This is a genomic window from Rhodococcus opacus B4 (assembly GCF_000010805.1).
In the GTDB taxonomy this organism is placed as follows: Bacteria; Actinomycetota; Actinomycetes; order Mycobacteriales; family Mycobacteriaceae; genus Rhodococcus_F; species Rhodococcus_F opacus_C.
On the sequence record NC_012522.1, the window covers coordinates 5,037,706 to 5,059,917 of the forward strand.

Annotated in this window: 22 protein-coding genes; 4 read left to right on the plus strand and 18 right to left on the minus strand. The window is 65.7% G+C overall.

The window, feature by feature from the left end; all coding sequences use genetic code 11:
* Positions 1–56 precede the first annotated feature (56 nt).
* The 11 genes from ROP_RS23220 to ROP_RS23270 all read right to left on the minus strand — a co-directional run bounded on the left by ROP_RS23220 (position 57) and on the right by ROP_RS23270 (position 11,019).
* A complete protein-coding gene (locus ROP_RS23220; RefSeq protein WP_015888447.1) occupies positions 57–587 on the minus strand; it encodes a hypothetical protein in 531 nt (176 codons plus the stop codon).
* Complete coding sequence (locus tag ROP_RS23225) at positions 584–1,165, minus strand: hypothetical protein (protein WP_015888448.1); 582 nt, start codon at positions 1,163–1,165, stop codon at positions 584–586. Before ROP_RS23225 ends, ROP_RS23220 begins: the two co-directional genes overlap by 4 nt.
* Positions 1,141–2,625, minus strand: coding sequence for an MCE family protein (locus tag ROP_RS23230; RefSeq protein ID WP_015888449.1), 1,485 nt, complete (start codon positions 2,623–2,625; stop codon positions 1,141–1,143). The genes ROP_RS23225 and ROP_RS23230 overlap by 25 nt, the downstream gene beginning before the upstream one ends.
* The gene (locus ROP_RS23235) at positions 2,625–3,764 is read right to left on the minus strand and encodes an MCE family protein (protein WP_015888450.1); all 1,140 of its coding nucleotides are present in this window, start codon (positions 3,762–3,764) and stop codon (positions 2,625–2,627) included. The genes ROP_RS23230 and ROP_RS23235 overlap by 1 nt, the downstream gene beginning before the upstream one ends.
* Positions 3,761–4,975 carry an MCE family protein gene (locus tag ROP_RS23240; protein ID WP_015888451.1) on the minus strand — a complete coding sequence of 405 codons (1,215 nt, stop codon included), beginning with the start codon at positions 4,973–4,975 and terminating at the stop codon, positions 3,761–3,763. Before ROP_RS23240 ends, ROP_RS23235 begins: the two co-directional genes overlap by 4 nt.
* On the minus strand, positions 4,975–5,976 hold the full coding sequence (locus ROP_RS23245; RefSeq protein WP_015888452.1) for an MCE family protein: 1,002 nt from the start codon (positions 5,974–5,976) through the stop codon (positions 4,975–4,977). The genes ROP_RS23240 and ROP_RS23245 overlap by 1 nt, the downstream gene beginning before the upstream one ends.
* The gene (locus ROP_RS23250) at positions 5,976–6,983 is read right to left on the minus strand and encodes an MCE family protein (protein WP_015888453.1); all 1,008 of its coding nucleotides are present in this window, start codon (positions 6,981–6,983) and stop codon (positions 5,976–5,978) included. The genes ROP_RS23245 and ROP_RS23250 overlap by 1 nt, the downstream gene beginning before the upstream one ends.
* Entirely contained in the window at positions 6,983–8,146 is a 1,164-nt protein-coding gene (locus tag ROP_RS23255; RefSeq protein WP_015888454.1) for an MCE family protein, read from the minus strand. The genes ROP_RS23250 and ROP_RS23255 overlap by 1 nt, the downstream gene beginning before the upstream one ends.
* A 1-nt stretch (position 8,147) precedes the next feature.
* On the minus strand, positions 8,148–8,924 hold the full coding sequence (locus ROP_RS23260) for an MlaE family ABC transporter permease (protein WP_419789316.1): 777 nt from the start codon (positions 8,922–8,924) through the stop codon (positions 8,148–8,150).
* A 141-nt stretch (positions 8,925–9,065) separates the two neighbouring features.
* On the minus strand, positions 9,066–9,860 hold the full coding sequence (locus ROP_RS23265; protein ID WP_015888456.1) for an MlaE family ABC transporter permease: 795 nt from the start codon (positions 9,858–9,860) through the stop codon (positions 9,066–9,068).
* 55 nt (positions 9,861–9,915) lie between these two features.
* A complete protein-coding gene (locus tag ROP_RS23270; RefSeq protein WP_015888457.1) occupies positions 9,916–11,019 on the minus strand; it encodes an NAD(P)-dependent alcohol dehydrogenase in 1,104 nt (367 codons plus the stop codon).
* Between the two features lie 307 nt (positions 11,020–11,326).
* On the opposite strand from ROP_RS23270, the gene ROP_RS23275 reads away from it, so the two are divergent.
* Entirely contained in the window at positions 11,327–12,685 is a 1,359-nt protein-coding gene (locus ROP_RS23275) for an NlpC/P60 family protein (protein WP_043825197.1), read from the plus strand.
* A 75-nt stretch (positions 12,686–12,760) separates the two neighbouring features.
* Here ROP_RS23275 and ROP_RS23280 read toward each other — a convergent pair whose 3' ends face one another.
* The 3 genes from ROP_RS23280 to ROP_RS23290 form a co-directional block, all read right to left on the minus strand.
* The gene (locus ROP_RS23280; RefSeq protein WP_015888459.1) at positions 12,761–13,189 is read right to left on the minus strand and encodes a DUF2834 domain-containing protein; all 429 of its coding nucleotides are present in this window, start codon (positions 13,187–13,189) and stop codon (positions 12,761–12,763) included.
* A 1-nt stretch (position 13,190) separates the two neighbouring features.
* A complete protein-coding gene (locus ROP_RS23285; RefSeq protein WP_015888460.1) occupies positions 13,191–13,508 on the minus strand; it encodes a 2Fe-2S iron-sulfur cluster-binding protein in 318 nt (105 codons plus the stop codon).
* Between the two features lie 66 nt (positions 13,509–13,574).
* Positions 13,575–14,897: a cytochrome P450 gene (locus tag ROP_RS23290; protein WP_015888461.1), complete on the minus strand. Its 1,323-nt coding sequence runs from the start codon at positions 14,895–14,897 to the stop codon at positions 13,575–13,577.
* 210 nt (positions 14,898–15,107) lie between these two features.
* On the opposite strand from ROP_RS23290, the gene ROP_RS23295 reads away from it, so the two are divergent.
* From ROP_RS23295 to ROP_RS23305, 3 genes are all read left to right on the plus strand, one after another.
* On the plus strand, positions 15,108–16,367 hold the full coding sequence (locus tag ROP_RS23295; protein WP_231868974.1) for a lipase family protein: 1,260 nt from the start codon (positions 15,108–15,110) through the stop codon (positions 16,365–16,367).
* A gap of 143 nt (positions 16,368–16,510) precedes the next feature.
* Positions 16,511–17,599, plus strand: coding sequence for an alpha/beta hydrolase (locus ROP_RS23300; RefSeq protein WP_015888463.1), 1,089 nt, complete (start codon positions 16,511–16,513; stop codon positions 17,597–17,599).
* A 28-nt stretch (positions 17,600–17,627) separates the two neighbouring features.
* Entirely contained in the window at positions 17,628–18,788 is a 1,161-nt protein-coding gene (locus ROP_RS23305) for a globin domain-containing protein (RefSeq protein ID WP_015888464.1), read from the plus strand.
* An 18-nt stretch (positions 18,789–18,806) separates the two neighbouring features.
* On the opposite strand, the gene ROP_RS23310 is transcribed toward ROP_RS23305, so the two are convergent.
* The 4 genes from ROP_RS23310 to ROP_RS23325 are packed head-to-tail and all read right to left on the minus strand — an operon-like array spanning position 18,807 to position 22,211.
* Positions 18,807–19,571 (minus strand): HpcH/HpaI aldolase family protein, encoded by a 765-nt coding sequence (locus ROP_RS23310; protein ID WP_015888465.1) that lies wholly within the window; start codon positions 19,569–19,571, stop codon positions 18,807–18,809.
* A 14-nt stretch (positions 19,572–19,585) separates the two neighbouring features.
* Entirely contained in the window at positions 19,586–20,542 is a 957-nt protein-coding gene (locus tag ROP_RS23315) for an aldo/keto reductase (RefSeq protein WP_015888466.1), read from the minus strand.
* Entirely contained in the window at positions 20,542–21,399 is an 858-nt protein-coding gene (locus ROP_RS23320; protein ID WP_015888467.1) for an ATP-binding cassette domain-containing protein, read from the minus strand. Before ROP_RS23320 ends, ROP_RS23315 begins: the two co-directional genes overlap by 1 nt.
* The gene (locus tag ROP_RS23325; protein ID WP_015888468.1) at positions 21,396–22,211 is read right to left on the minus strand and encodes an ABC transporter ATP-binding protein; all 816 of its coding nucleotides are present in this window, start codon (positions 22,209–22,211) and stop codon (positions 21,396–21,398) included. Before ROP_RS23325 ends, ROP_RS23320 begins: the two co-directional genes overlap by 4 nt.
* Position 22,212 lies beyond the last annotated feature (1 nt).

A 22,212-nucleotide genomic window follows, 5' to 3' on the forward strand; every position in this document is an offset into this window, starting at 1 on the left:
CACTACCTCCTACTATTGCGAAAACATCGGCTGATCCCCATGTTTCGGGGAACCGGTCAGACCGGGGTCATTTCCGTCATGACCCACGCACCCTCCTGTTCGGTCATGCCGACGCGGACGCGGCTTCCGTCCAATTTCGGGGCGGCGCTGTCGGTGCTGGTGGTCGACTGGTTGACGAAGAACAGCAGCGTCACTGCGTGTTCCGACGCGGAGACGACGGAGGATTCGACGACGGTCGCCGAGGTCACGACCTGGCGTTGTTTCGCCGACGGGATGATGACCTCCTTGCCGACGCTGTCGAACTGACCGCGCAGGTCGCCGCCGAGACTGGGAAGGATGTCGGCGAAGTGGGCGTCGATGGTGTTGAAGTCGTACGAGAGGACGTCGGCGACCAGGTGGGTGGCGCGGTCGCGCGCCTGTCCCTCCGCGGCGTCGACCTGGTGGCGATCGTGCACCTGGAGAGCGATAGCGACGGCCGCCGCGACGAGCCCGCCGGCGAGGAGCACGGCGAGGTATCGGGTGGCCCGCCGCCGCGCGAACGACCAGGATGCGACCGCTTCGGGTATCCGGGCGAGTGTGTTTCTCATGCTACGAACTCCACATCTGAGACGAGCCAGTTGCCGTCCACCGAATCGAGCGAGACCTTCATGCGGTAGACGCGGATCTCACCGTCGGGTGCCTCGGTGTTCTTCACCGTGGACGTCACGGCGGCGAGGACGACGGCGTGCTCGTCGTCGGACGTGACAAGCCCGGCTTCCTTCACTTCGCCGGTCGACTCCACCTGGCCCTGGTTCAGCACGTCACCGAAGCTGCCGGACGCACTGGTGAACTGGTCCCGGAACGGCCCGGTGGTGCCGTCGGCGACGCGCTGGATGTCCTCGTCCACGCTTTGGTGCCTCAGCGTGACCAGATTGACGACCACTTGGCGGGCCGTTTCCAGTATCTGCTCGTCTCGTGACTGTGCTGCTTGCTCCGCTCGCAGGTTCGTCCACGAGACGCCGCCGACGACGAGGGCGGCGAGGGCCACGAGTGCGATTGCCGCCATCGTGGCGATGAACCCTCGGGTACTTTGACGCACCTCGGAGTCGGCTGTCGCGGCCGCGGCATCGGTTCCGGTGTGATCGAGGTCCGGTTCGACCTCTACCGGAGCAGTAGTGCCTGCCATGTCAATTCCTCCTCTAGCTTTGGTGCGGAAACGCTGGCGATCGAGTACAGATCGCCGTTCGGTGCCCGGAAGTTCCCGGTGATCGGGTCGTACGGGACGCTGGTGGTGCCGTCGGGGACAATCGCCTGCGGGGGCGTCCACGAAGCCGGCGCGACGGTCAGGGGATCGGGAACTTCGGGAGCCGGCCGGCTCGCGATCGGTCCCGTGTCCGGTGCGCCGGTGTCGGTCGACGGGGGAGAATACGGTTGTCCGGGCCGTGCCAGCATTTCCGGCCAGGTGGACGGCAGGCCGCCGGGGCAGTTCGCGATCTCGGCGGTGCGCACCGCGGGATTCGTCGCGCACGGGATGTTCCGTGCGCCACGTGCGACGCGCGGATCTGCCTGTGGGAGCTTGCAGTAGGAATTTTCCGGAGCCGGAGCCGAGCTGACGTCGCTCGGGTCGCGGCGCTGCGTTTCCTGGTAACCCTCGGTGCAGGGGAGCGGGTTCGCGGAGTTGCCGAGTTTGACGTCCAGGGCGCCCTGGCCGTACACCCGGTCGTCAGTTTGGACTCCGCGGTGCATGTAGTTGATCGACGCGGACACCGCCGGATAGATCACCAGGATCTGGTGTATCCCGGGGATGTTGACCCGTGCCACCTCACCCACGGTCTGAAGATTCGCCAGCAGCAGCGGAACGGTGGGGCGGACGTCGTCGAGGGTGCCGCTGACCGTGTCGAAGAACTGGGAACCGTTGTCGAGGACACCGCGAACCTGCGCGTCGCTCATCACCAACTGCTCGGAGAACGAGGACAGATCACGGGAGAAGCTCGCGATGTCGGCGCGGGAGTCGGCACCGGCCTCGAGGACGGGTTCGGCGTCGTCGAGCAGTGTTCTGGTGGAACCGATCTTGGCCTGTGCGAGTTCGATCAGCGGGCGCGAGGAGTCGATGAGCCGCGACAGGGCCGGTCCCGCCCCGTTGAAGGCGGTGTAGGCCTCGTCGACCGTGACCCGGAGATCGTCCTTGGGCAGCTCCGACAGGAGCACGTTCACCTTGTCGACGACCTCGGAGGCGGGCACCGGGATCTCGGTGTTCTGCTCGGTGATCACGTCACCGTCCTCGAGGAAGGGGCCCTCCGAGGACGCCGGAACGATGTCCAGATACTGCTCGCCGATGGCCGAGACGCTGCGCACGAATGCCTGGCTGTTCGCCGGAACAGCGAAGTCCGAATCGAGCTGCAGTTCCGCGGACGCCCGATCCGGGCGGACGTCGATCGACTTCACGACGCCGACGTCGACGCCGCGATACGTCACCAGGGAGTTCACATAGAGTCCTCCGGCGCGGTCGAACTCCGCCGTGATCGTGTACATGCCGATCCCGGTGACCCTCTTCAGCCCGAGATAGTTGACCGCAGCGTTGCCGACCGCGAGAACGGCCACCACGCTGAAGACGATGAGCTGGAAGCGAACGAGTTTCGATCTCATCAGCGCGGTGCTCCGTTCTTCGGTGCGGACGTTGCGGGCCCGCCGGATGTCGTTGCACCGGTGGGTGCCAGCAGCGGATTCACCGCTTGGCGAGCCGGGTTCAGTCCCGCCAGCTCGTCGAGGGGGATGCTGCCGAGAACCTTGCCGCCTACCGTCTCGGCGCTGACGTCGAGCGTGAGGAAGAGATTCATGTAGTCACCCTTGATGGCGCGCTGAGTCGTGGTCACCGGGAACGGGACCGTCGCCGCGATCTTGAGTGCTTCCGGGAGGTGATCGCCGGCCGCGGTGAGCTGCGAGAGTACCGGCTGGAGAGACCGCAGATTCGCGTCGAGGTCGTCGCGGCTGCTCTCGAGCACCTTCGTGGCGACCTCGCCGAACCGTCCCACGTCGTTCAGCATGGTCGTGAGTTGCTTCTGCTGCTCGTCCAGGATCTGCATCGCCGGCTGGATCGAGGTGATCCCTCGGTCGATCGTCTGATTCTGGCTGGCGAGTTCCGCGCCGAGGCGGTCGAGACCGTCGATCGCGCGGACGATGTCGTCGCGCTGTTGATCGACTCCACCGACGAACTCTTCGAGGTTGCCGAAGAGGCTGCGCAACGATTCCTCGCGGCCACCCAGAACACGATTGAGTTCGGAGGTCACGGTGCGGATCTGTTGCAAACCACTACCGTTGAGCACGAGGGCCAGCGCCGAGAGCACCTCCTCGGTGGACGGGTACTGACTGGTGCGGTCGAGGGGGATCACGTCGCCGTCGGCGAGTGCGCCGACCGCCTCGACACCGGGCGGCACCGTCAGCTCGAGGTACTGGGAGCCGAGCACGCTGGTTTGCGCGAGCTTGGCGCTGACGTTCGCCGGGATCTCGGCCTCGGGATCGATTTCGAGTGTCAGTTTGGCGCCCCAGTTGTCACCCGTGATGTGGCTGATGTTCCCCACGATGACGTTGTTGGCCTTCACCGGCGAGTTTCCCACCAGATTCTGGATGTCCGCCAGTTCGACCGTCACCTCGTGTGCGTCACCTCCGACCACGTTGCCGGGCAGTCCGATCGAATTGATTCCGTCGAATCGGCACCCGGCCGCCGCGGCCACGACGCCGACGAGCATGGTCGCGGTGAGCGCCGACCTCCGAATTGAGTTCGTCATCGTGGTCCCTCCGGAAGAATGAGGTTCTGGAGACTCGTGGTGATGGAGGAAACGGGATCACTCGGGCCGGGGGATCCCGGAACGCCCGCCGGCGGAGTCGGATTGGCGACCGGTGCCGACGTTGCCTGTTGCACGGCCGCATTGGCCAGGGGTGCGGCGAAAGCTCCTGCAGCAGTCGCGCATTCATTCGCCGGTGCGTCGACCGTGGTCAAGAGCGCGCAGATGAGCGAGCGCGGGTCCGGCATCTCGGGCACGGCGAGGGCACCCGTGAGTGAGTTGGCGTCGGGATCGTAGATGTTGTAGAAGTCCGACAGCGCCGTCGGTCCGGCGTGCAGGATCGACATCAGGGTGTCCTGCCGGTCGACGAGCAACCGGGTGATGGTTTCGAGCTGCCCGGTATTCTCGACCAGTGCCCCACGGTTGTCTTCGACGAACTTCGTGACTTCCTGGAACGTGGTCAGCATGCTGCTGAGCAGTGCGTCGAGTTCGGTCCGGTTCGCGTTGAGCAGTCCCGACACGTTGGCCAGTTCACCGCTGAACGCCCGGATCTGCTGGTCGCTCGCGGCGAGGGCGGTGGTGAACTTCTGCAGGTTCTCGACGGTGCCGAACAGAGCCTCGCCGCTCGCGTTCAGTGTGGTGGCGGCGTCCGAGAGGTGGGTGAGGGAATCGTGCAGCGCGCTGCCCGTTCCGTCCAGCGTGTGGGCAGTGCTGCTCACGAAGCGATTGAGGGAACCGTCCGGGTGCTCCGGGGTGCGGCCCGCATCCTCGCTGAGCTTGACCACCTGCTTCTTGATCTCGTCGAACTCGACCGGCACGGCGGTCCGGTCGAGGGGGATCTCGTCACCGTCCGACAGGGTCGGTCCACCCGAGTACGCCGGCGCGAGCTGAATGTAGCGGCCGGTCACCAGGGTCGGGGCGACGACCGCAGCCTTCGCGTCGGCGGGGACGTCGTACTCGTTGTCGTAGTCGAACTCCACCCGGACGCGTTCGCCGTCCGGTTCGATCGTCGTGATGCGGCCGACCTCGACGCCGAGAATCATCACCCGGTCTCCGACGTACATGCCGGTGGTGTTCCGGAAGTAGGCCGTGACGTGGTTGACGGAGTGGTTTTCGATCCAGGCGGCCGTCAGCAACCCGACGAGGGCCACGGCGATCATCACGGCGAACAGCCTTGCCGGCAGTTCCCGTGCCGTGTCGCGTACCGATGCCATCAGCGCGGCCCCCCGAAACTTCCCGGAAGCTGCCCGGACAGATTGGCCGGGACGATGTTGTGCAGCAGCACCCCGAAGAACGGTCCGCTGCCCACCGCCTCACCGACCTGCCTCGCGAACCGTTCGAGGCCGGTGAGCGATGCGTTGATGTTGTCGTAATTGCTGTTCAATGTGGCCACCAGAGTCTTCATCTGATCGAGAGTGGGTCCGAGTGTTGCCGCGTTGTCGCGGGACAGCCCGGTGAGCGCGTCGGCCACCTGACGGGACTGCACGAGGACGCGATGGATGGTGTCCGCCCGGTTGTTCAGCGCGGCGAAGAGCGACTGGCCTTGGCCGAACAGCGCGGAGACCTGGCCGTCTCGATCCGCGAGGATCTTGGACACGTCGGCCGCACCCGCGAGCAACCGACGCAGTTCCTCGTCCCGGCTCGATACCGTCTCGGACAGGCGGGACAGGCCGTCGAGAGAGGACCGCAGGTCCGGCGGAAGCTCGTCTTCGACCGAAGAGACCTGCTCGAGTGCGCCGGACAGGTTGACGGTGTCGGTCTCGGACACCTTGTCGGTGACTTCCTCGAGCGCCCGCGTGATGTCGTATCCCGAGCTGGTCTGTGCCAGGGGGATGGTCGCGTTGTCGGCGAGTTCGCCGTGACGCCCGGGAGTGATCTCCACGTACCGCCGACCGAGAGCAGTTTCGACCTTGATCGCTGCCGTCGTGTCGTCACCGAGCCCGACCGCGCCACTGTCCACGTCGAACTCGACGTCGACCTTTCCACCGCTGATCGAAAGCTCCTTCACCTCACCGACTTTCACGCCGGCGATTTGCGTCGTGTCACCGACGGCGAGGCCACTGGCGTCAGCGAACTCGGCATGGTAGGTGGTAGCCCCGCTGATACCGGGGATGGACTTGAAGTTGAGCGCAAGGAACAGGACCCCGATCAGGACCGCTGTTCCGATCAGGCCCATGCGGAACGCATCCCGCTCGAGGAAGGATTTCTGAGCCATCACTGGCACCTTTCTGCGGGGGCCTTGAACATCGGTGTGACGCCGCCGGGACCGGGCCCGGACGCGTACTTGATCGCGAGACCGCAGACGAAGAAGTTCACGAAACTGCCGTAGCCCGCGACGCGGCTGATGAGGCGGTAGTTCTCGGGAAGCGTGGAGAGCACCATGTTCAGGGTGTCGGTGTTGGCGTTGAGGTTGCCCGCGAGATCACCCAATGCGACGACGTCCTGCGCGATCGCCGGCCGGTTCTGGTCGAGCACACTCGAGAGACTGTCGGTGACGCGGTCGATGTTCACCAGGGAGTTGGTGATCAGATCACGATCGCCGTCTAGGCCCGCGACCAGCCGCTGAAGCTGATCGATGAGCGTCGAGAACTGGTCACCGCGATCGTTCACGGTCCCGACGACTGTGTTGAAGTTGCTCACCACCTGGCCGATCGCCTGATCCCGGTCGGCCAGCGTGTTGCTCAGGGACCCGATCTGACTCACCAGACGCCCGATGCTTGCTTCCTGGCCGTTGAGTACCTCGATCAGGGAAGCGGACAGTTGATTGGTCTGGTCCGGGTCGAGCCCCTGCAGGAGAGGCCGGAACCCGTTGACCACCTGGTCGAGGTCGAGTGCCGGGGTGGTCTGCTGGAGTGGAATCGGGCCGTCGAGTGCACCGATGGCACCCGGTCCGTTCGACAACTCCACGTAACGGTCACCGATCAGGTTCTTGTACTTGATCCGCGCCGTGGTCCCCTCCGTCAGCGGGCGCTCGGTGGACAGGGAGAACGACACCACCGCGGTGCCGTCCGCGGCCAACTCCACCCCTTTCACCTTGCCCATCGGGACACCACCGACCTTGACGTCCTCGCCGTTGCCCAGGCCGGACGCGTTCGCGAAGACGGCCTGATACGTGTTGGTGCTACCGAAGCGCATGTTCCCCACCACCGTCGCCACACCGAATCCCGTCAACGAGGTGACCAGGACGAAGATCAGCAACTTGATTCCGGGTGCCTTCGTCATCAGCGCCCACCCCCGAACATGAACTGTGCGAACGGGTTACCGATCAGGTCGTCGACACCGCGCGCGGGCTGGTATACCTTGCTGCCGTCGTCGAAATCGGTGTGCCCGGGTGCCTGCGCGGGGTCGTAGCACCGGGGTGCGCCGTCCGCACCGTTCTTCGGCGCGTTCTCCGGGTACGTGTACGGCGGATCGCCCATCAACAGGGTGCCGAGGATGTTCAACCCGGCCTGGTCACTACCGCCGACGGTGCGCTCGAGATATTTGTTGGTCTGGTCCATGCTCGCGAGGAAGCACGGATACATCGGTGCATTCTGCGCGAGCAGTGCCGTCGTCGGTTCCAGCGCATCCAACGACTTCTCCAACGGGTCGCCGGAGGCCTCGAAGAAACTCCGTCCGCTGTTGCCGAAACCGCTGAAACTGAGCAGGAAAGCGCTCAACTGCTGCTCCCGATCGGTCACCGTGTCACCGGTCGTGCTGACATGGTCGACGGTCCGAAGGAGGTCCGGAGCGGCGTCGGCGAGGACGTCGGAGACCTCCGCGCCCTTGACCAAATCGCGCTGCAATGTGGGAAGGCTGCCGTTGAACTCCGACAGGTAGGTGTCGAGCTCGACCATCATGTCGCCGAGTTGGTCGCCGCGGCCCTGCAGCGACGTGGACAACGCACTCAACGTCGCGTTGACCTTCTGCGGTTCCACGGTGCGCAGTACCGTCACCAGCGAGTCGAGGAGGTCGTTCACCTCGGTGGCCACGCCGGTGCCCCGAACCACCGAGCCCGCCGACACAGTGGTCGCCGACGGATGCTCCGGCTGCACGAGGGTGACGAACTTGCGGCCGAACAACGTGGTCGGATCGATCACGGCAGTGATGTTCTCCGGTATCGCCGACGTCCGGCTCTCGTCGATGTCCATGGTGATCTGGGCTTGGTCGTCCACCAGTTGCACCTTCGAGACCCGGCCGACGACGACGTCTCTCATCTTGATGTCGGATCCGGGTTCGAGCATGAGACCCGACCGCGCCGAATACAACGTCACCGGGACCGTCGAGGCGAACGATCCGCGGTAGACGCCGACGGATACCGCCGTCGCGATCGCGAACAGCGTCAACAGGCACACACCCAGGAGCACATACGCCAGGCGGCTTCGCTCTTCGATATGGCCACCCATGTCAGCCCGCCACTTTCACGGCGCCGGCGGAGCCACCGTAGACGGCGATTCCGACGAGCAGGTCGATGACCATGATCGCGATCAAGGAGGTGCGCACGGCCCGTCCGACCGCGACGCCGACTCCCGCCGGCCCGCCCTTCGCGTTGTAACCGTGGTAGCAGTGCACACACATCACCACCACCGACATCGCGAGGACCTTCACCATCGACCACGCGACGTCGCTGGGCACGAGGAAGACGTTGAAGTAGTGCTGGTACGTTCCGCTCGCTTCGCCGAGGTACTCGGTGACGAGCTGGGTGGCGACGTATCCGACGAACAACGCCACGGCGTACAGCGGAATCACCGCGATGATCCCGGCGGTCACCCGGGTCGTCACCAGGTAGGGGAGCGACGGAATCGACATGGTCTCCATGGCATCGATCTCCTCGCTCACGCGCATCGCGCCGAGTTGCGCGGTGAAACCCGCACCGACCGTCGCCGTCAGCGCAATACCCGCGATGACCGGAATGGCCTCCCGGGTATTGAAGAACGCCGAGATGAATCCGGACAGCGCACCGATCCCGATGCGCCCCATCGAGGTAGCACCCTGCTGGCCCACTTCGTATCCGACCGCGGTGGTGAGCAGGGAGATGACGACGAGCGTTCCCCCGATGACCGCGAGGGCGCCGGTGCCCATGCTGACCTCGGCGAGCAGCCGGATCGTTTCCTTCCGGTAGCGCCGGAAGGTGCGAGGAATCGCGGTGACAGCATGAGTATAGAAATGGAGCTGTCGCCCCATCTCCTCCATGTGGCCGATCGGTGCGTCGACCACGCGGAGCGCGACCGTGGCAACCCTGGGTCTCGCGCCGGTGGCCCGAGTAGCTTTCGACACAGAATTCTCCCGTTGACAGCCGTCTTCGCGGCTAGAGGTGGAGCGCTGTCAGTGCAGCGCGAGAGTCGTGATAACCGAGTTGGCGAGGAAGAGAAGCAGAAAGCTGAACACGACGGTCTGGTTCACTGCGTCTCCGACGCCCTTGGGTCCGCCCTTCGCGTTGAGTCCCAAGTGGCATGCGACGAGTCCTGCGAGCATCCCGAACACCGCCGCCTTCACCTCGCTGACGAGGAAGTCGGGCAGTCCGGTGAGGATCGAGATCGCCGTGACGTACTGGCCCGGCGACGCGCCCTGCATGTAGACGGTGGCGATGTAACCGCCGACCAGGCCCACGGCGGACACGAGGCCGTTGAGGAACATCCCGATGAGTGTGGACGCCAGCACCCTCGGCACACAGAGACGTTGAATCGGATCGATCCCCAGTACCTTCATGGCGTCGATCTCCTCACGAATCGTCCGTGAACCCAGGTCGGCGCAGATCGCGGTCGAGCCGGCACCTGCCACGACGAGAACCGTGACAACCGGGCCGATTTCCCGAATGATCGCAACGCCGGCGCCGGCGCCACTGAGGTCGACCGCGCCGATCTCGGCCAGCAGGATGTTGATCTGATAGACGAACATCATGCAAAAGGGAATCGCCATCAGCAGCGCCGGCATGATCGAGACGCCCGCGATGAACCACGCCTGCTGAACGAACTCGCGAGCGTGGAAGGGGCGCTTGAACATGCATCGGACCGTCTCCATCGACGTCGCGTAGAACGCGCCGACGGCTGTCGGCGCGACCTGGACGGCCTTCCGGGCAGCACTCGCCTTCGGCGGGCGTGCTTTCAGATCTACAGACATCGAACAGCCTTTCTCACTGTTTCCGGAGCATCCGACGGGCAGACAGGGTTGGTCATCACTCGTGGACGAGGACGACCTTCACCGCCTCACCTCGATGCTGCACGGCCACAGCCTCGTTGATCTGGGAGAACGGCATCGTCGTGATCAACTTGTCGAACGGGAACTTGCCCTGACGGTGGAGATCGAGAAGGTGAGGAATGAACGTGTCGGGGTCGGCATCTCCCTCGACGATCCCGCGAATCGTGTGACCGAACAGCTGCGTCGACATCATGCCCACCGGAATTGTGGTGGCCGGGTCGGCGGGGACCCCGATGAGGCCGAGTGCCCCGCGGACACCCAGCGACTGCAGGATCTGGTCGAGGACGGGTAGGAGAGCCGTCGTGTCGACGGCGTAGTCGACGCCATCGGGGACGATAGCCCGGATCTGCTCGGAGAGAACTCCGTCCACGGGATCGACAGCGTGGGTCGCTCCGAGGGAGAGTGCGAGCTCGCGCCGCGACTCGTGAGGTTCGACGACGATGATCGTGCCGACCTCGCGGACCACGGCAGCGAGCACAGCCGCCAGGCCGACCGAACCGGCTCCGGCGACGACCAGTGACGATCCCGGAGCGACGTCGAGCGAATTCAACACCGCGCCGGCACCGGTCTGGATTCCACAGCCGAGCGGACCGACGAGTGCGAGAGGGGCGTCGTCCGCGACCTTCACGACATTGCGCTCGTGAGCGATGGCATGTGTCGCGAGGGAGGACTGGCCGAAGAAGTTGCCGCCGAGCGTGGTGTCTCCCGAGGTGAGTGCCGAACTGCCGTCCGGGCGCACGCCCCCGAAGTTGAATGCCATGAAATTGTGGCAGTAGGCAGGCTCGCCCTTCCCGCAGTGGGCGCACTGGCCACAACTGTTGAAGCTGATGGCGACCTTGTCGCCCTCGGCAACCTTGGTGACCCCCGATCCGACTCTCACGACCGTGCCGCTGCCTTCGTGGCCGACGACGCCCGGGAGGGGGAACGGGAGATGCCCCTCCTTGACGGCCAGGTCGGTGTGGCAGAGACCGACGCCGGCGATCTCGACGAGGACTTCGTGTTCCGCGGGTTCGCTCAGAGACACGGTCTCGATGGCGAAGTCTCCCGAGACTTCGTTGATTACGGCGGCGCTGATCTGCACGATTGCTCCTAGATTTAGGTTGTTTCGGCGTTCACCCGCAGGCGGGCATCACTTCCGTACGGGTGATGTTAGGTAGGTCACAAGGCTGAAAAACAGGGGTGAAGGGCAAGTTCGCTCCAATCTCCCCCTTCACTCCCCCGGTGGGGGGAGGTGGGAGAACGGGGCCACATCGTGGACTGACCGACCGTCGCTCCGATGAAGTACCCGAACCACCCTCTGGTGCGACGCGGTGGCGAACGCGGGCGCGAGAGACTCGAGTCACATCTCAGGGTTTCTTTGGCCTGGCTCACACTTCAGGAGGAAACGAATGTCTGTTGATCCTTCGGCGATCATCGTCGGGGTAGCCGCGGCAATCGGAGGTATCGTGCATGGAACGGATCTGCCAGAGCCCGCGCAAGGCATTGCGACGCAACAGGTTCAGTCGATAGTAGAGGCCGCACCGGGGCTCGACGTGCAGATCGACCAGTCCATTGCGAATCTGCCCCCAGAAGTTCAGGATCCAGCTCGTCGAGCTGTCGACGCCGCGGCCGCTGCCGTTGCGGATGCAGTAGCACCATATCTACCTCCCGCGCCGCTGCCGGCAGCCCCGCAGGATCCGTTGCCTCCCAGAGATCCCCGACCCGAGGGCAACGTCGGTCCCCAGTCCTCCGGGCCGGTTCCGACGGAGCCGTACTCCCCGTCGTGGTGGCCGACACCGGCGACGGATGATGGAATTGCGCAAGGAGAGAGTGATGACGTGCTGTCGCAATGGGTGCCGTCGGTGCTCGATTCCTCCGCAGCGACGTCGCCGGCTATCGGTTCGATCGCCGTCTTCGTTCCGTGGTTTCAGAAGGCCGGCGCCCTCTGCGACGGCGTGAAGGCGCCCGTTCTTGCCGCGCTGTACTCCGCGGAGAACGGCTTTCGCTATGGTGCCACCGCTCCGGTGTCACCGTCCGGCGCTCGCGGTCCGGGCCAGTTCATGCCTGCCACCTGGGCAAAGTACGGCAAGGACGCCGACGGGGACGGGAAGGCCGACATCCTCGACGTCGCAGACTCGGTGATGGCCTCGGGCCATCTTCTGTGCGACATGTACGAGCAGATCGAACAGTGGAAATCGCAGGGCGAGGTGGTCGGCGACACGCTCGACCTCACGATCGCGGGGTACAACGCGGGCGTCGGCGCCGTTCGACTGCATGGCGGTATGCCCTCGGGTGAGGCGGATTACGAGAATCAGACGAAGCCCTACGTCGCGAAGATCCGCGCTTCCGAGTCGCGATATGCCTCGCTTCTCGGGGTCTTCGGAGGCGGAACGGACGGCATCGGCGGCAAGATCGTCGAAGCCGCCGTCCAGTACCTCGGTCTCCCGTACGTGTGGGGGGGCGGGAACGTGAACGGTCCCTCGGCGGGCGGTTTCGACTGCTCCGGTCTGACGTCCTACGCCGTCCACGCGGCCACGTCCGGGTTTTCCCTTCCCCGCACGTCCGAGACGCAGTGGAATGTCGGTGTGGAGGTGCCGCTCGCGGATGCGATGCCGGGCGATTTGCTGTTCGGGAACTGGGGCCCGGCGGGTCCCGGACATGTCGCGATCTACGTGGGGAACGGGCAGATGGTCCACGCCCCGACGACCGGCGACGTGGTGCGCGTCGCGCCGGTGTTCGAGGGGATGAAGGCTCGCCGGGTGGTATGAACGGCGTCTCGTAACGCGAAGTGCGCCAAGACGTCGGTCCTGGCGCACTTCCCGTGTCGTGTACCTGCCGGCCGGTTACGGGCTCGTCGACGCGCTCGATTCGCGGCCGTCCGACGACGACACCTGTTGTCCGGGAACGTGGCTGGCGAGGAACCGCTCACGAACGATGAGATAGAACGGAAACGCCATCGACACGCCGATGTAGGACAGCAGAACGAAGACCACGCCCCATTTGCGGCCCATCCCGATCCGCACGGTGTCGGTGAGAACCCACACGATGAAGACCGCCCACGCGATCAACATGTCGATGCTCAGGAAGGCCGCCGTGCCGCCCGGCTCGATGCCGTCGCCGAAGAACTCGACCGGGTTCGAGATGTTGCCGCCGTCGCCGATCCAGTCGAACGCGAACGGCCACGTCAGGAGTAGCGCCGCGACCCCGGCGACGAGGTAGCAGGCATGCCGGACGTTCATTGCCGTGTCGCGGTGTCGTTGCGTCGTCACCATGTCACCTGCTGTCTGCGACTCGGACGTGGATCTCGGCGTCGCTGTCACCGACGACGAGCTGGCAGGACAGCCGGGAATCGTACTCGGCCGCATCCAGATATGCGATCAGATCCGTCTCCTCGTCGGTCGGTTCGGTGAAGAAGTGGGTGTACTCCTTCGGGAGATGAACGTGGCAGGTGGCGCAGGCGCAACTGCCTGCGCATTCGGCGACGATGCCGGGGAGATTGTTGCGGAGCGATGCATTCATGAGCGTCTCGCCGGGTTCGACGTCGACCTGCGCAGTCGTCCCGTCGGGCAGATGGTAGGTAACTTTCGTCATGTTGGTGGCGCTTTCTCGCGGGAAGGCGGTGCGCCGAAGCGGTTCTCGCCTCGGCGCGCCACCGGGTCAGGCGAATGTCAGGTGGACAGGGAGACGCCGGAGTCCGCCGACGAAGTTCGTCTGGATCATCTTGGGATCACCGGTCACCTCGACGCGCCGGAGTGCGGGCAGTAGCTCCTCGAGCATGACCTTCATCTCGAGCTTGGCGAGATGCTGTCCGATGCACATGTGCGGACCGTAGCCGAAGGCGATCTGCTTGTTCGGGCGTCGATCGATGTCGAAGGTGTCCGGATTGTCGAACACCTCGGCATCCCGGTTGCCGGACTGGAACAGCAGCATCAGGCGGTCGCCGGCCTTGATGGTGCGTCCGCGGAGTTCGTAGTCGCGCAGAGCGACGCGGGTGAACTGCTTCACCGGCGACACGATCCGAAGTGCCTCGTTCACTAGGTGCGGAACCAGACTGATGTCGCCCTGGACACGCTCGAGGATGTCGGGACGCGCGGCCAGCTGTTGCAGGCATCCCGCGAGGGTGCTGGCCGTGGTGTCGTGGCCGGCGGTGGCGATGGCGACGAACCATCCGTACGCGAAGGTCTTGGGGAAGTACTCCCCGCTCGCGTCCTTCGCGACGGCGATGAGGGTAGCCAGATCGTCGCGCGGTTCGGCGCGCCTGCTCTCGACGAGAACATCGAAATACGCGTAGAAGTCCGCGATCGCCGCCGCCCACTGCTGTGCCGCGGCGTCGGGAGACAGGGTTTCGACGTCGTCGCGCTTCGCGTCCGGGTCGGCGACCCCGAAGAGGTCCTGCGTCAGCGCCATCATGCGTGGTTCGTCTTCCACGGGAACACCGAAGAGCGACATGATGACGTGCAGCGGGAAGAACACTGCGAACTCGTGCACGGCATCCAGGTCTGGCTTTCCGGACACGAGGCGCGTGACGGATTCCCGCGCGGTCTCGCGAATGCGGTCTTCCCACTTCTTGAGGTTCGCAGGACGGAACCAGTCGAACGCGACGTCCTTGATCGTGGTGTGTTCCGGCGGGTCGAGGTAGGGCAGCGCGTCGAGGATGCGGAGACTGCCGCCGGTGAGAGTCTTCGTGAACTCGTCACCGGCCTGATTGGCGAGAATCGGGTTGTGCGAGCCCTTGTTCTCGCCGCCGCCCGCACTGAAAATCTCCGGCTGTCGCTCGATTTCCATCAGGTCGGCGTGCTTGCTGACCAGCCAGAGGGGGTCGTACCCCTCTACCCGTGCCTGCCCAAGGGGCTGGTTCTCGCGGAGCCACCGGTAGGCCTCGTACAGTTTGGCGTCGTTGCTGTGTCCCTCGGGGAGGACGATCTGTCTGCCTATTTCGTCGGGAACTGTTGTGGTGTCGGCGGATTCGACTGTCGTCATGATCAACCTTCTCTCTGGGGTGGGCTGAAGCGAGCCGGACGCATGAGGGGCACCCCCTACGTCCTCATGCTCTGTGACTCGAGTCTCATGGATGGTCGAGGCGGGTGCGTCACCCGGATGAGGTGTTTTGATCCCGCTTCGGAGGGGTTGAGCGTCGCTGAGTGCGCGCGAGGCGGCACTTGGCCGCTTTGGTCGTACAATATCTATACTTTGACCGAACTGAGTGGCAGAATGCTGTCCATGGCGCGGACGAGGCGATGGTCGTTCTTCCTGGCAGCGGTCGTTACCGCGGTGGGCCTGGGTCTTACAGCGGTGAGCGGGCCTGCACTGGCCGAGATCCCGCCACCATCCGAGGACCCGTTCTACACAGCTCCGGCCGGATACGAGGCGCAGCCCGACGGGACGATCCTGCGGTCGCGGTCGGTGGCCGCCACGGCGTTGAGCGTGCCGCTCCCGGTCGACTCCTGGCAGCTGCTGTACAAATCCCTCGACTCCCACCGAAATCCGGTGGCCGACGTTGCCACGGTCCTGGTCCCGAGAACTCCGTGGACCGGCGACGGGCCCCGTCCCCTCGTCTCCTATCAGACCGCGGAGGACAGTCTCGGATCCCGTTGCGCCCCATCGTATGCGCTCACGGCGGGCCTGGAGGCTGCGACCTCGAACGCAGCATCCGAGTCACTGATGATCGCGAACCTACTGTCACGCGGGTGGGCGGTCGTCACCGCCGACTACGAGGGTCCCGATTCCGAGTTCCTCGCCGGCCCGCAGGCCGGTTACGCGGTTCTCGACGGGGTTCGCGCCGCGCAGCTTTTCGGACCTGCGGGACTGGGCGTGAACGCTCCGACGGGGCTGTGGGGGTACTCGGGTGGAGCATTCGCCACCGCCTGGGCAGCGCAGCTCCAGCAGGCTCATGCCCCCGAGCTGGACGTGTATGGAATTGCTCTGGGCGGGTTGCCTGCTGATCTCGAGGCGACGATGCGGAATGTCGACGGCGGGTACGGCTTCGGACTCACCTTCGGCGGGGTGACCGGAATCGATCGCGCGTACCCCGAGAAGCGGCTGAGCCAGCTGTTCACCGGCGAAGGCCGGGCGGCCATGCAGGCGAGTGGCGCGGCCTGCACCGTCGAACTGATTGCAAAGTACGCGTTCCGCTCGCTGCACGACTACACGATCGACCCTCGGCCGTTCGACTTTCCCGATCTGCGGGACGCCCTCGCGGAGAACAGTCCCACCGCGGTCGGCACCGGGTCACCGATCTACAGCTATCACGCGGAAGCCGACGAACTGGTGCCCGTCGCGGTCCACGACGAGTACGTCCGTCAGGCCTGTGCTGCGGGCGACACGGTGCAGGTGGTGAGACCTTCCGGCGGAAGCCACAACACCACGTTGATCTCCGGCGCGCCGGGTGCGATCGACTTCCTCGCAGCACGTTTCGCCGGGATGCCTGCTGTCGACGACTGCCATAGGTGAGCAATGCCCCGAAGGGGTGACGATTCCACCCCTACGGGGTAATGCGCTGGGGTAATGCACACCATACGTTGGAGCTGAGTTACTACGAGGTAACGCCTGTTGCCTTCAGCCCAGGCCTGACCGTCTGAAGAAGTGGAGTTCCGATGGCAGCCCCCAGTTCGATCGAACGGCAGATCGCGGAGGCGACCTGCGATGTGGGCACGGCCCATCAGGCGGGGCCGGAGTGCAACGCACTCGGCCAAACGAATGTTTTCCTTGGCAACAGTATTCAATCGAAGGCCATCGCGCACCTGTTGCGTGTGACGGTCAAGCCCGCACTCGGTGTCTGGGCGCGAGTGCCGAGCACGAGCTGGGCCGCGCGAGTGGTTGACCAGGCCGCGCGTGTGCTACCTCCGCTGGACGGGGTAGGTCATCGGCGTGTGCGCCTGATGAACTGCGATGCGGACTGGATCCAGGCGCACGACGCCGATCTCCACAGCGTGGTGCTCTACCTGCACGGTGGCGGCTTTCTTTCCTGTGGCCTCAACACGCATCGGCGACTCGCTTCCCGAATCTCGCAGTCGGCCGATGCCAGCGTGCTCAGTGTCGACTACCGGCTCATGCCCACGCATACGATCGATGACGCGGTAGCCGATGGTATCGCCGGCTATCAGTGGTTGTTGGCTCGAGGATTCTCGCCCGCACAAATCGTCATCGCCGGTGATTCCGCCGGCGGATACCTCGCGTTCATGGTGGCGCTCGCCCTCGACGATCTGGGGCTGCCACGGCCGGCCGGGCTCGTCGCGTTGTCGCCGCTCACCGACCTCGACCCGGCAAAGAAGCTGCAACATTCCACGTCGGAGCGATGTCCCGTTCTTCCCCGATCCGCGCTGTCGGCGTTGAGTTCTTTCGCCATGCGGGTCGAACACCGCTCTCGTGGCGTGTCGGGGCTGCCGCCGTCTCCCGTGGACGCAGACCTCCGTCGATTACCTCCGGTTCTGCTGCAGGTGGGGTCCAAAGATCTGCTGTATCCCGATTCACGGACGATGTTCGATCGTCTGGTGGAAGCGGGTGTTCCGGCTTCGCTCGAGATCTGGGACGGACAGTTCCATGTGTTCCAGGTAGCCGCAGATCTCGTGCCTGAGGCACGGAAGGCGATCGCGCGTGTCGCGGAGTTCATTCGGGGGAGGACCACCGTTCAAGGTGGTGATGCGGAAGGTGGTCACGTTGGTACGGCACGCGAGATCGCCTAGCGGCTCCGCCGGTCTGTAGCTCGCGCTGATGGATACGGAAACTGTTGCGCTCGTGAGATCGACCTTCAGGGCTGTCGCTTCGTTCCCGGGCGGCCCCGGGGCGCTCGCCAGCGCGTTCTACGCAACTCTGTTCGCGACCAATCCCGAGGCACGGGAGTTCTTTCCCGCGGCCATGGATACGCAACGCGACCGGTTGGTCCGAGCCATTGGTCATGTCATCGATCGGTTGGAGGCACCGGAATCCGTGCTTCCATATCTGGCCCAGCTCGGGCGGGACCACCGAAAGTACGGAATCGACGACTCGCACTACAGCGCGGTCGGCATCGCTCTCGTCGCCGCGCTGGAAAAGGTGTGTGAACCGCGCATGTGGACCACGGAGGTGGGAGCTGCGTGGCGACGGGCGATCACGCTGGTCACCGACGTCATGATGGATGCGGCCCGCTCGGAGACAGGGCCGCCGAGTTGGGTCGGGACGGTGCGCGAACACCGCAGGGTGCGTGACGATGTGGCCGTCGTCAAGCTGCAACTCGATCAACCGATGCCCTATGCGGCTGGTCAGTATGTGAGTGTCCAGGTCCCCGGCCGTCCCCGGATGTGGCGCCACCTGTCACTCGCCACGCCGTGGAGTGCCGATGGAACGGTCGAGTTCCATGTGCGGAGGGTTCCGGGTGGCTGGGTCAGTCCCGCAATCGTCGATCATGCCCGGGTCGGCGATACCTGGGTGCTCGGGTCGCCTGTCGGCTCACTCGGCGACGCCTCCGACCCTGGACGTGACCGCCTGCTGATCGGGGTCGGTACCGGGACGGCTCCACTGCGTGCCCAGCTCCTGCGCATGGCCCGGCAGCCGCGCAATCGACGCACTCACCTCTTCGTGTCCGGTAGGTACCCGTGCGACCTCTACGACCTCGAAATGCCGTGGGGAATAGCGCGGACCAACCCGTGGCTCACCGTGGTGCCAGTGGTGGAGGAAAGTGCCGATCCGTGGTGGTTCACGGGTCGATCCGAGGTCCCCGCGGGCATGCATCCACTGCTGGTCGGCCCAGTGGGATCGGTCGTTGCGGGCTATTCGAACTGGACCGACCACGACATCCAGATTTCGGGTTCGCCCTCGGCGATCCAAACCATCAAGTTTCGGCTGCAAGCGGCTGGTGTGGAGTCCGGAAGTATCCGCCACGACCCCTTGTCGTGAGCCACTGGCGATCTGGGTCTACTCCCCGGTCGCCGCCTCGAGGTGGGCGGCGGAGACGGCCTTGAGGTGGGTGAGGTCGGACGCGACGGTGGCGAAGGTGTAGCCCTCCGCGAGACGCCGCGCTGCCACCGAACCGTCGGGGGTGTGGATGCCTGCCGCGATGCCGGCCGCGGCGGCGGCTTCCCGGACTCGGACGAGGGCGGCCTCGAATTCGTCGTCGACGCTCGGGTCGTTGGGGTGGGCGCCGCCTACGGCGAGGCGCAGATCGGACGGTCCGACGTAGACGCCGTCGAGTCCGGGGACGGCGCAGATCTCCTCGACGTTCGCGAGTCCCTGCGGGGTCTCGATCATCACGACGAGCACGGTGTCGCGGTTGGCGTCCGCCGGTGTCGGCCCGATCCGCAGTTGGGAGCGCATCGGCCCGTACGAGCGGATTCCGGTCGGCGGGTAGATGGCCGACGCGACGGCGCGGGCGGCCTCCTCGGCCGTGTTCACCAGCGGAACGATCACCCCCGCCGCACCGGCGTCGAGCGCGCGGCCGATCGGCGTCGGATCGTTCGACTCCACGCGGACCATGCCGACGGACGAGCCGGACGCGTCGATCGCGGTGAGTCCCGCGACCATCCCGGAGTAGCCGATCAGGCCGTGTTGGAGGTCAAGAGCGATGTAGTCCCAGCCGACGTGGGCGAGCCATTCGGTCGAGACCGGGCTGTCGATGACGGACCAGTAGCCGACGATCCGTTCGCGGCCGCGGAGTCGGGCGGCAAAGTCCTGGGCGCTCATGAGGGAAGTGTCTCCTAGCGGTTGTAGTTGGGCATGGGTCCGCGCAGGGCGCTGCCCACTTCGTCGCACGCGTCGATCAGTTCGTTGTCGAGTGTGCCGTTCGCGACGGCGGCGATGTTCGACTGCAGGTGAGCCACCTTCGATCCGCCGAGGAGGATGGGGCCCGCGGAAGGCTTGGACACCAGCCAGCGGAGGGCGAGTTCGGTGAGGGGGATACCGGCCTTGTCGGCGATCGCGGACAGCTGGTTGATGGCGTCGAAGATCGCGGTGTTCCAGTACCGCTCCTTGTACATCTGCGCCAGCCGCGAATCACCGAAACGGCCGTCGGCGGGTTGGGCATCGAAGGTGTGCCGACCGGTGAGCAGACCGCCGCCGAGCGGGTTGTAGACCATCGTGATCAGGCCGGTGACCGCCGCGAACTCGACGTACTCCTCCTCGATCCGCCGGGCCAGGAGGTTGTAGAGTTGCTGGGCCACGATCGGGCGGGGCGCGCCGACGGTGTCGGCGGTGTGGTTCAGTTCCGCGATCTGCCAGGCCGCGAAATTGGAGACGCCGAGGGCGCGGATCTTGCCCTCCGACACGAGATCCGCGACGGTCGAGAGGGTGTCGGCGAGCGGTGCGGCCCGGTCGGGCTGATGGAGGTAGAACAGGTCGACGTAATCGGTGTCCAGTCGCTTCAGGCTCGCCTCGACGCTCGACCGGAGGCCCGCGGGCGAGAGCGGGGAGTGCTCGCCCGCGTCCGGGTGGGGCATCCCGGCCTTGGTGGCGAGGGTGACGCGGTCGCGCCGGGTGGCCAGCAGCCGCGCGAGGATCCGTTCGGATTCCCCGCCGGCGTAGCCGTTGGCGGTGTCGATGTGGGTGATTCCCGCATCGAGCGCGGCGTCGAGCATCGCTGCGGCGCCGTCGAAGTCGACGGTGTCGCCGAAGGTCATCGTGCCGAGCACGAGTGAGGTCAGGTCGAGTTCGGGCATCAAGCTACTCCTCGGGATGCGGTGCGGGACCCCTCGGTCGCGCCGGACAGACGCGAGACGAGGTGGCGGGGTTTGATCCCGACCATGGTGGTGGGATCGAGCGCGGCGGCGCGCAGCGCCTGGGTGTACGGCTCGGCGGGGTGTTCGAGAACGTCGGTGGTGGAACCGCTTTCGACCACGCGTCCGCGCGACATGACGATCACGGTGTCGCTGATCTCGCGAACGACGCCGAGGTTGTGGGAGATGAAGACGTACGTCAGACCGGTGTCCTGCTGGATCTCGCGGAGGAGGTCGAGGACCTGCGCCTGCACCGACACGTCGAGCGCGCTGGTGGCCTCGTCGCACACGAGCAGTTCCGGGTCGCTGGCCAGCGCGCGGGCGATGCCGATGCGTTGCCGCTGACCGCCCGAGAACTCGGCGGGCCTGCGATGGAGCGCGGAGGCGGGCAGACCGACCCGGTCGATCAGCGCTGCCGCCCGGCTTGCCCGCTCGGATTTGCTCCGGACGCCCTGCAGGCGCAGCGGTTCGCCGACGATGTCGACGGCCGTCAGATGCGGATCCAGCGACCCGTATGGATCCTGGAAGACCATCTGCACGCGAGACCGGAAGGGGCGCAGCGCTTTCTCGGACAGCTGCGCGATGTCGGTCCCGTCCACCAGGATGCGGCCGGACGTGGGGGTGAGCAGCCGGACGATCGACTTCGCGATGGTCGACTTGCCGCATCCGGACTCACCGACCACGGCCAGCGTCGCGCCCTTGTCCACTGTGAAGCTGACGGTGTCGACCGCGCGGAACACCCCGTCGGGGACCGGGTATTCGACGACGAGATCTTCGACGGACAGCAGCGGTGCACTCATGTCGACGCTCCTACGGTCGTGGTGTAGTCGCCGAGCCGGGGGACGGCGTCGAGCAGCTTCTTGGTGTAGGCGCTGCCGGGACGGCGGACCAGATCTTCGGCGTCACCGCTCTCGACGAAGCGGCCGTCCTTCATGACGTAGATGCGGTCCGACATCAGCCGGGCGACGCCGAGGTCGTGGGTGATGACGAGCATGCCCACGCCGGTGCGCTCCTGCAGTTCGAGGAGCAGGTCGAGGATGCTCGCCTGCACGGTGACGTCGAGGGCGCTGGTGGGTTCGTCGGCGACGATCAGTTCGGGGCTCGACGCGAGCGAACAGGCGATCAGCACGCGCTGCAGCATCCCGCCGGACAGTTGGTGCGGGTACTTCCCGAGTTGTCCCGCCGGGTCCTGGATCCGTACCTGTTCGAGAAGTTCCACGGCTCGCGCGGTCTCCTTCGCCCGGCCGGTGATGCCGCTGTGGCGGACGGCCTCCCGCAACTGGGAGCCGATGGTGTGCACCGGGCTCAGTGCGGTCATCGGGTCCTGCGGGATCAGGGCGATGTGCCGGCCCCGGACCTTGGCGAGCGCCTTCGGCTTCCCGAGGAGGTCGGAGTCCTTGAACCGCACCGCACCCGAGAGGACGGCGAGGTCGTCGGGGAGCAGCCCGAGAATGCCCATCGCGGTGGTCGATTTGCCCGACCCCGATTCGCCGATGATCGTCACCGTCTCGCCGGCGTCGATGGAGAAGGACACGCCGTCGACGGCGCGGATGACGCCCCGCGCGGTGATGAGTTCGATCTGCAGTTCGTCGACTCTGAGGAGGTTGTCCATG

What these genes read in the sequence shown, in the direction of transcription:
- ROP_RS23305 (WP_015888464.1), top strand. Translation starts at nt 17,628, where the DNA reads ATGGATACGGAAACTGTTGCGCTCGTGAGATCGACCTTCAGGGCTGTC.
- ROP_RS23285 (WP_015888460.1), bottom strand. Translation starts at nt 13,508, where the DNA reads ATGACGAAAGTTACCTACCATCTGCCCGACGGGACGACTGCGCAGGTC.
- ROP_RS23275 (WP_043825197.1), top strand. Translation starts at nt 11,327, where the DNA reads ATGTCTGTTGATCCTTCGGCGATCATCGTCGGGGTAGCCGCGGCAATC.
- ROP_RS23310 (WP_015888465.1), bottom strand. Translation starts at nt 19,571, where the DNA reads ATGAGCGCCCAGGACTTTGCCGCCCGACTCCGCGGCCGCGAACGGATC.
- ROP_RS23255 (WP_015888454.1), bottom strand. Translation starts at nt 8,146, where the DNA reads ATGGGTGGCCATATCGAAGAGCGAAGCCGCCTGGCGTATGTGCTCCTG.
- ROP_RS23265 (WP_015888456.1), bottom strand. Translation starts at nt 9,860, where the DNA reads ATGTCTGTAGATCTGAAAGCACGCCCGCCGAAGGCGAGTGCTGCCCGG.
- ROP_RS23315 (WP_015888466.1), bottom strand. Translation starts at nt 20,542, where the DNA reads ATGCCCGAACTCGACCTGACCTCACTCGTGCTCGGCACGATGACCTTC.
- ROP_RS23235 (WP_015888450.1), bottom strand. Translation starts at nt 3,764, where the DNA reads ATGACGAACTCAATTCGGAGGTCGGCGCTCACCGCGACCATGCTCGTC.
- ROP_RS23220 (WP_015888447.1), bottom strand. Translation starts at nt 587, where the DNA reads ATGAGAAACACACTCGCCCGGATACCCGAAGCGGTCGCATCCTGGTCG.
- ROP_RS23290 (WP_015888461.1), bottom strand. Translation starts at nt 14,897, where the DNA reads ATGACGACAGTCGAATCCGCCGACACCACAACAGTTCCCGACGAAATA.
- ROP_RS23325 (WP_015888468.1), bottom strand. Translation starts at nt 22,211, where the DNA reads ATGGACAACCTCCTCAGAGTCGACGAACTGCAGATCGAACTCATCACC.
- ROP_RS23260 (WP_419789316.1), bottom strand. Translation starts at nt 8,924, where the DNA reads ATGGGGCGACAGCTCCATTTCTATACTCATGCTGTCACCGCGATTCCT.
- ROP_RS23250 (WP_015888453.1), bottom strand. Translation starts at nt 6,983, where the DNA reads ATGACGAAGGCACCCGGAATCAAGTTGCTGATCTTCGTCCTGGTCACC.
- ROP_RS23300 (WP_015888463.1), top strand. Translation starts at nt 16,511, where the DNA reads ATGGCAGCCCCCAGTTCGATCGAACGGCAGATCGCGGAGGCGACCTGC.
- ROP_RS23245 (WP_015888452.1), bottom strand. Translation starts at nt 5,976, where the DNA reads ATGGCTCAGAAATCCTTCCTCGAGCGGGATGCGTTCCGCATGGGCCTG.
- ROP_RS23230 (WP_015888449.1), bottom strand. Translation starts at nt 2,625, where the DNA reads ATGAGATCGAAACTCGTTCGCTTCCAGCTCATCGTCTTCAGCGTGGTG.
- ROP_RS23280 (WP_015888459.1), bottom strand. Translation starts at nt 13,189, where the DNA reads ATGGTGACGACGCAACGACACCGCGACACGGCAATGAACGTCCGGCAT.
- ROP_RS23240 (WP_015888451.1), bottom strand. Translation starts at nt 4,975, where the DNA reads ATGGCATCGGTACGCGACACGGCACGGGAACTGCCGGCAAGGCTGTTC.
- ROP_RS23320 (WP_015888467.1), bottom strand. Translation starts at nt 21,399, where the DNA reads ATGAGTGCACCGCTGCTGTCCGTCGAAGATCTCGTCGTCGAATACCCG.
- ROP_RS23225 (WP_015888448.1), bottom strand. Translation starts at nt 1,165, where the DNA reads ATGGCAGGCACTACTGCTCCGGTAGAGGTCGAACCGGACCTCGATCAC.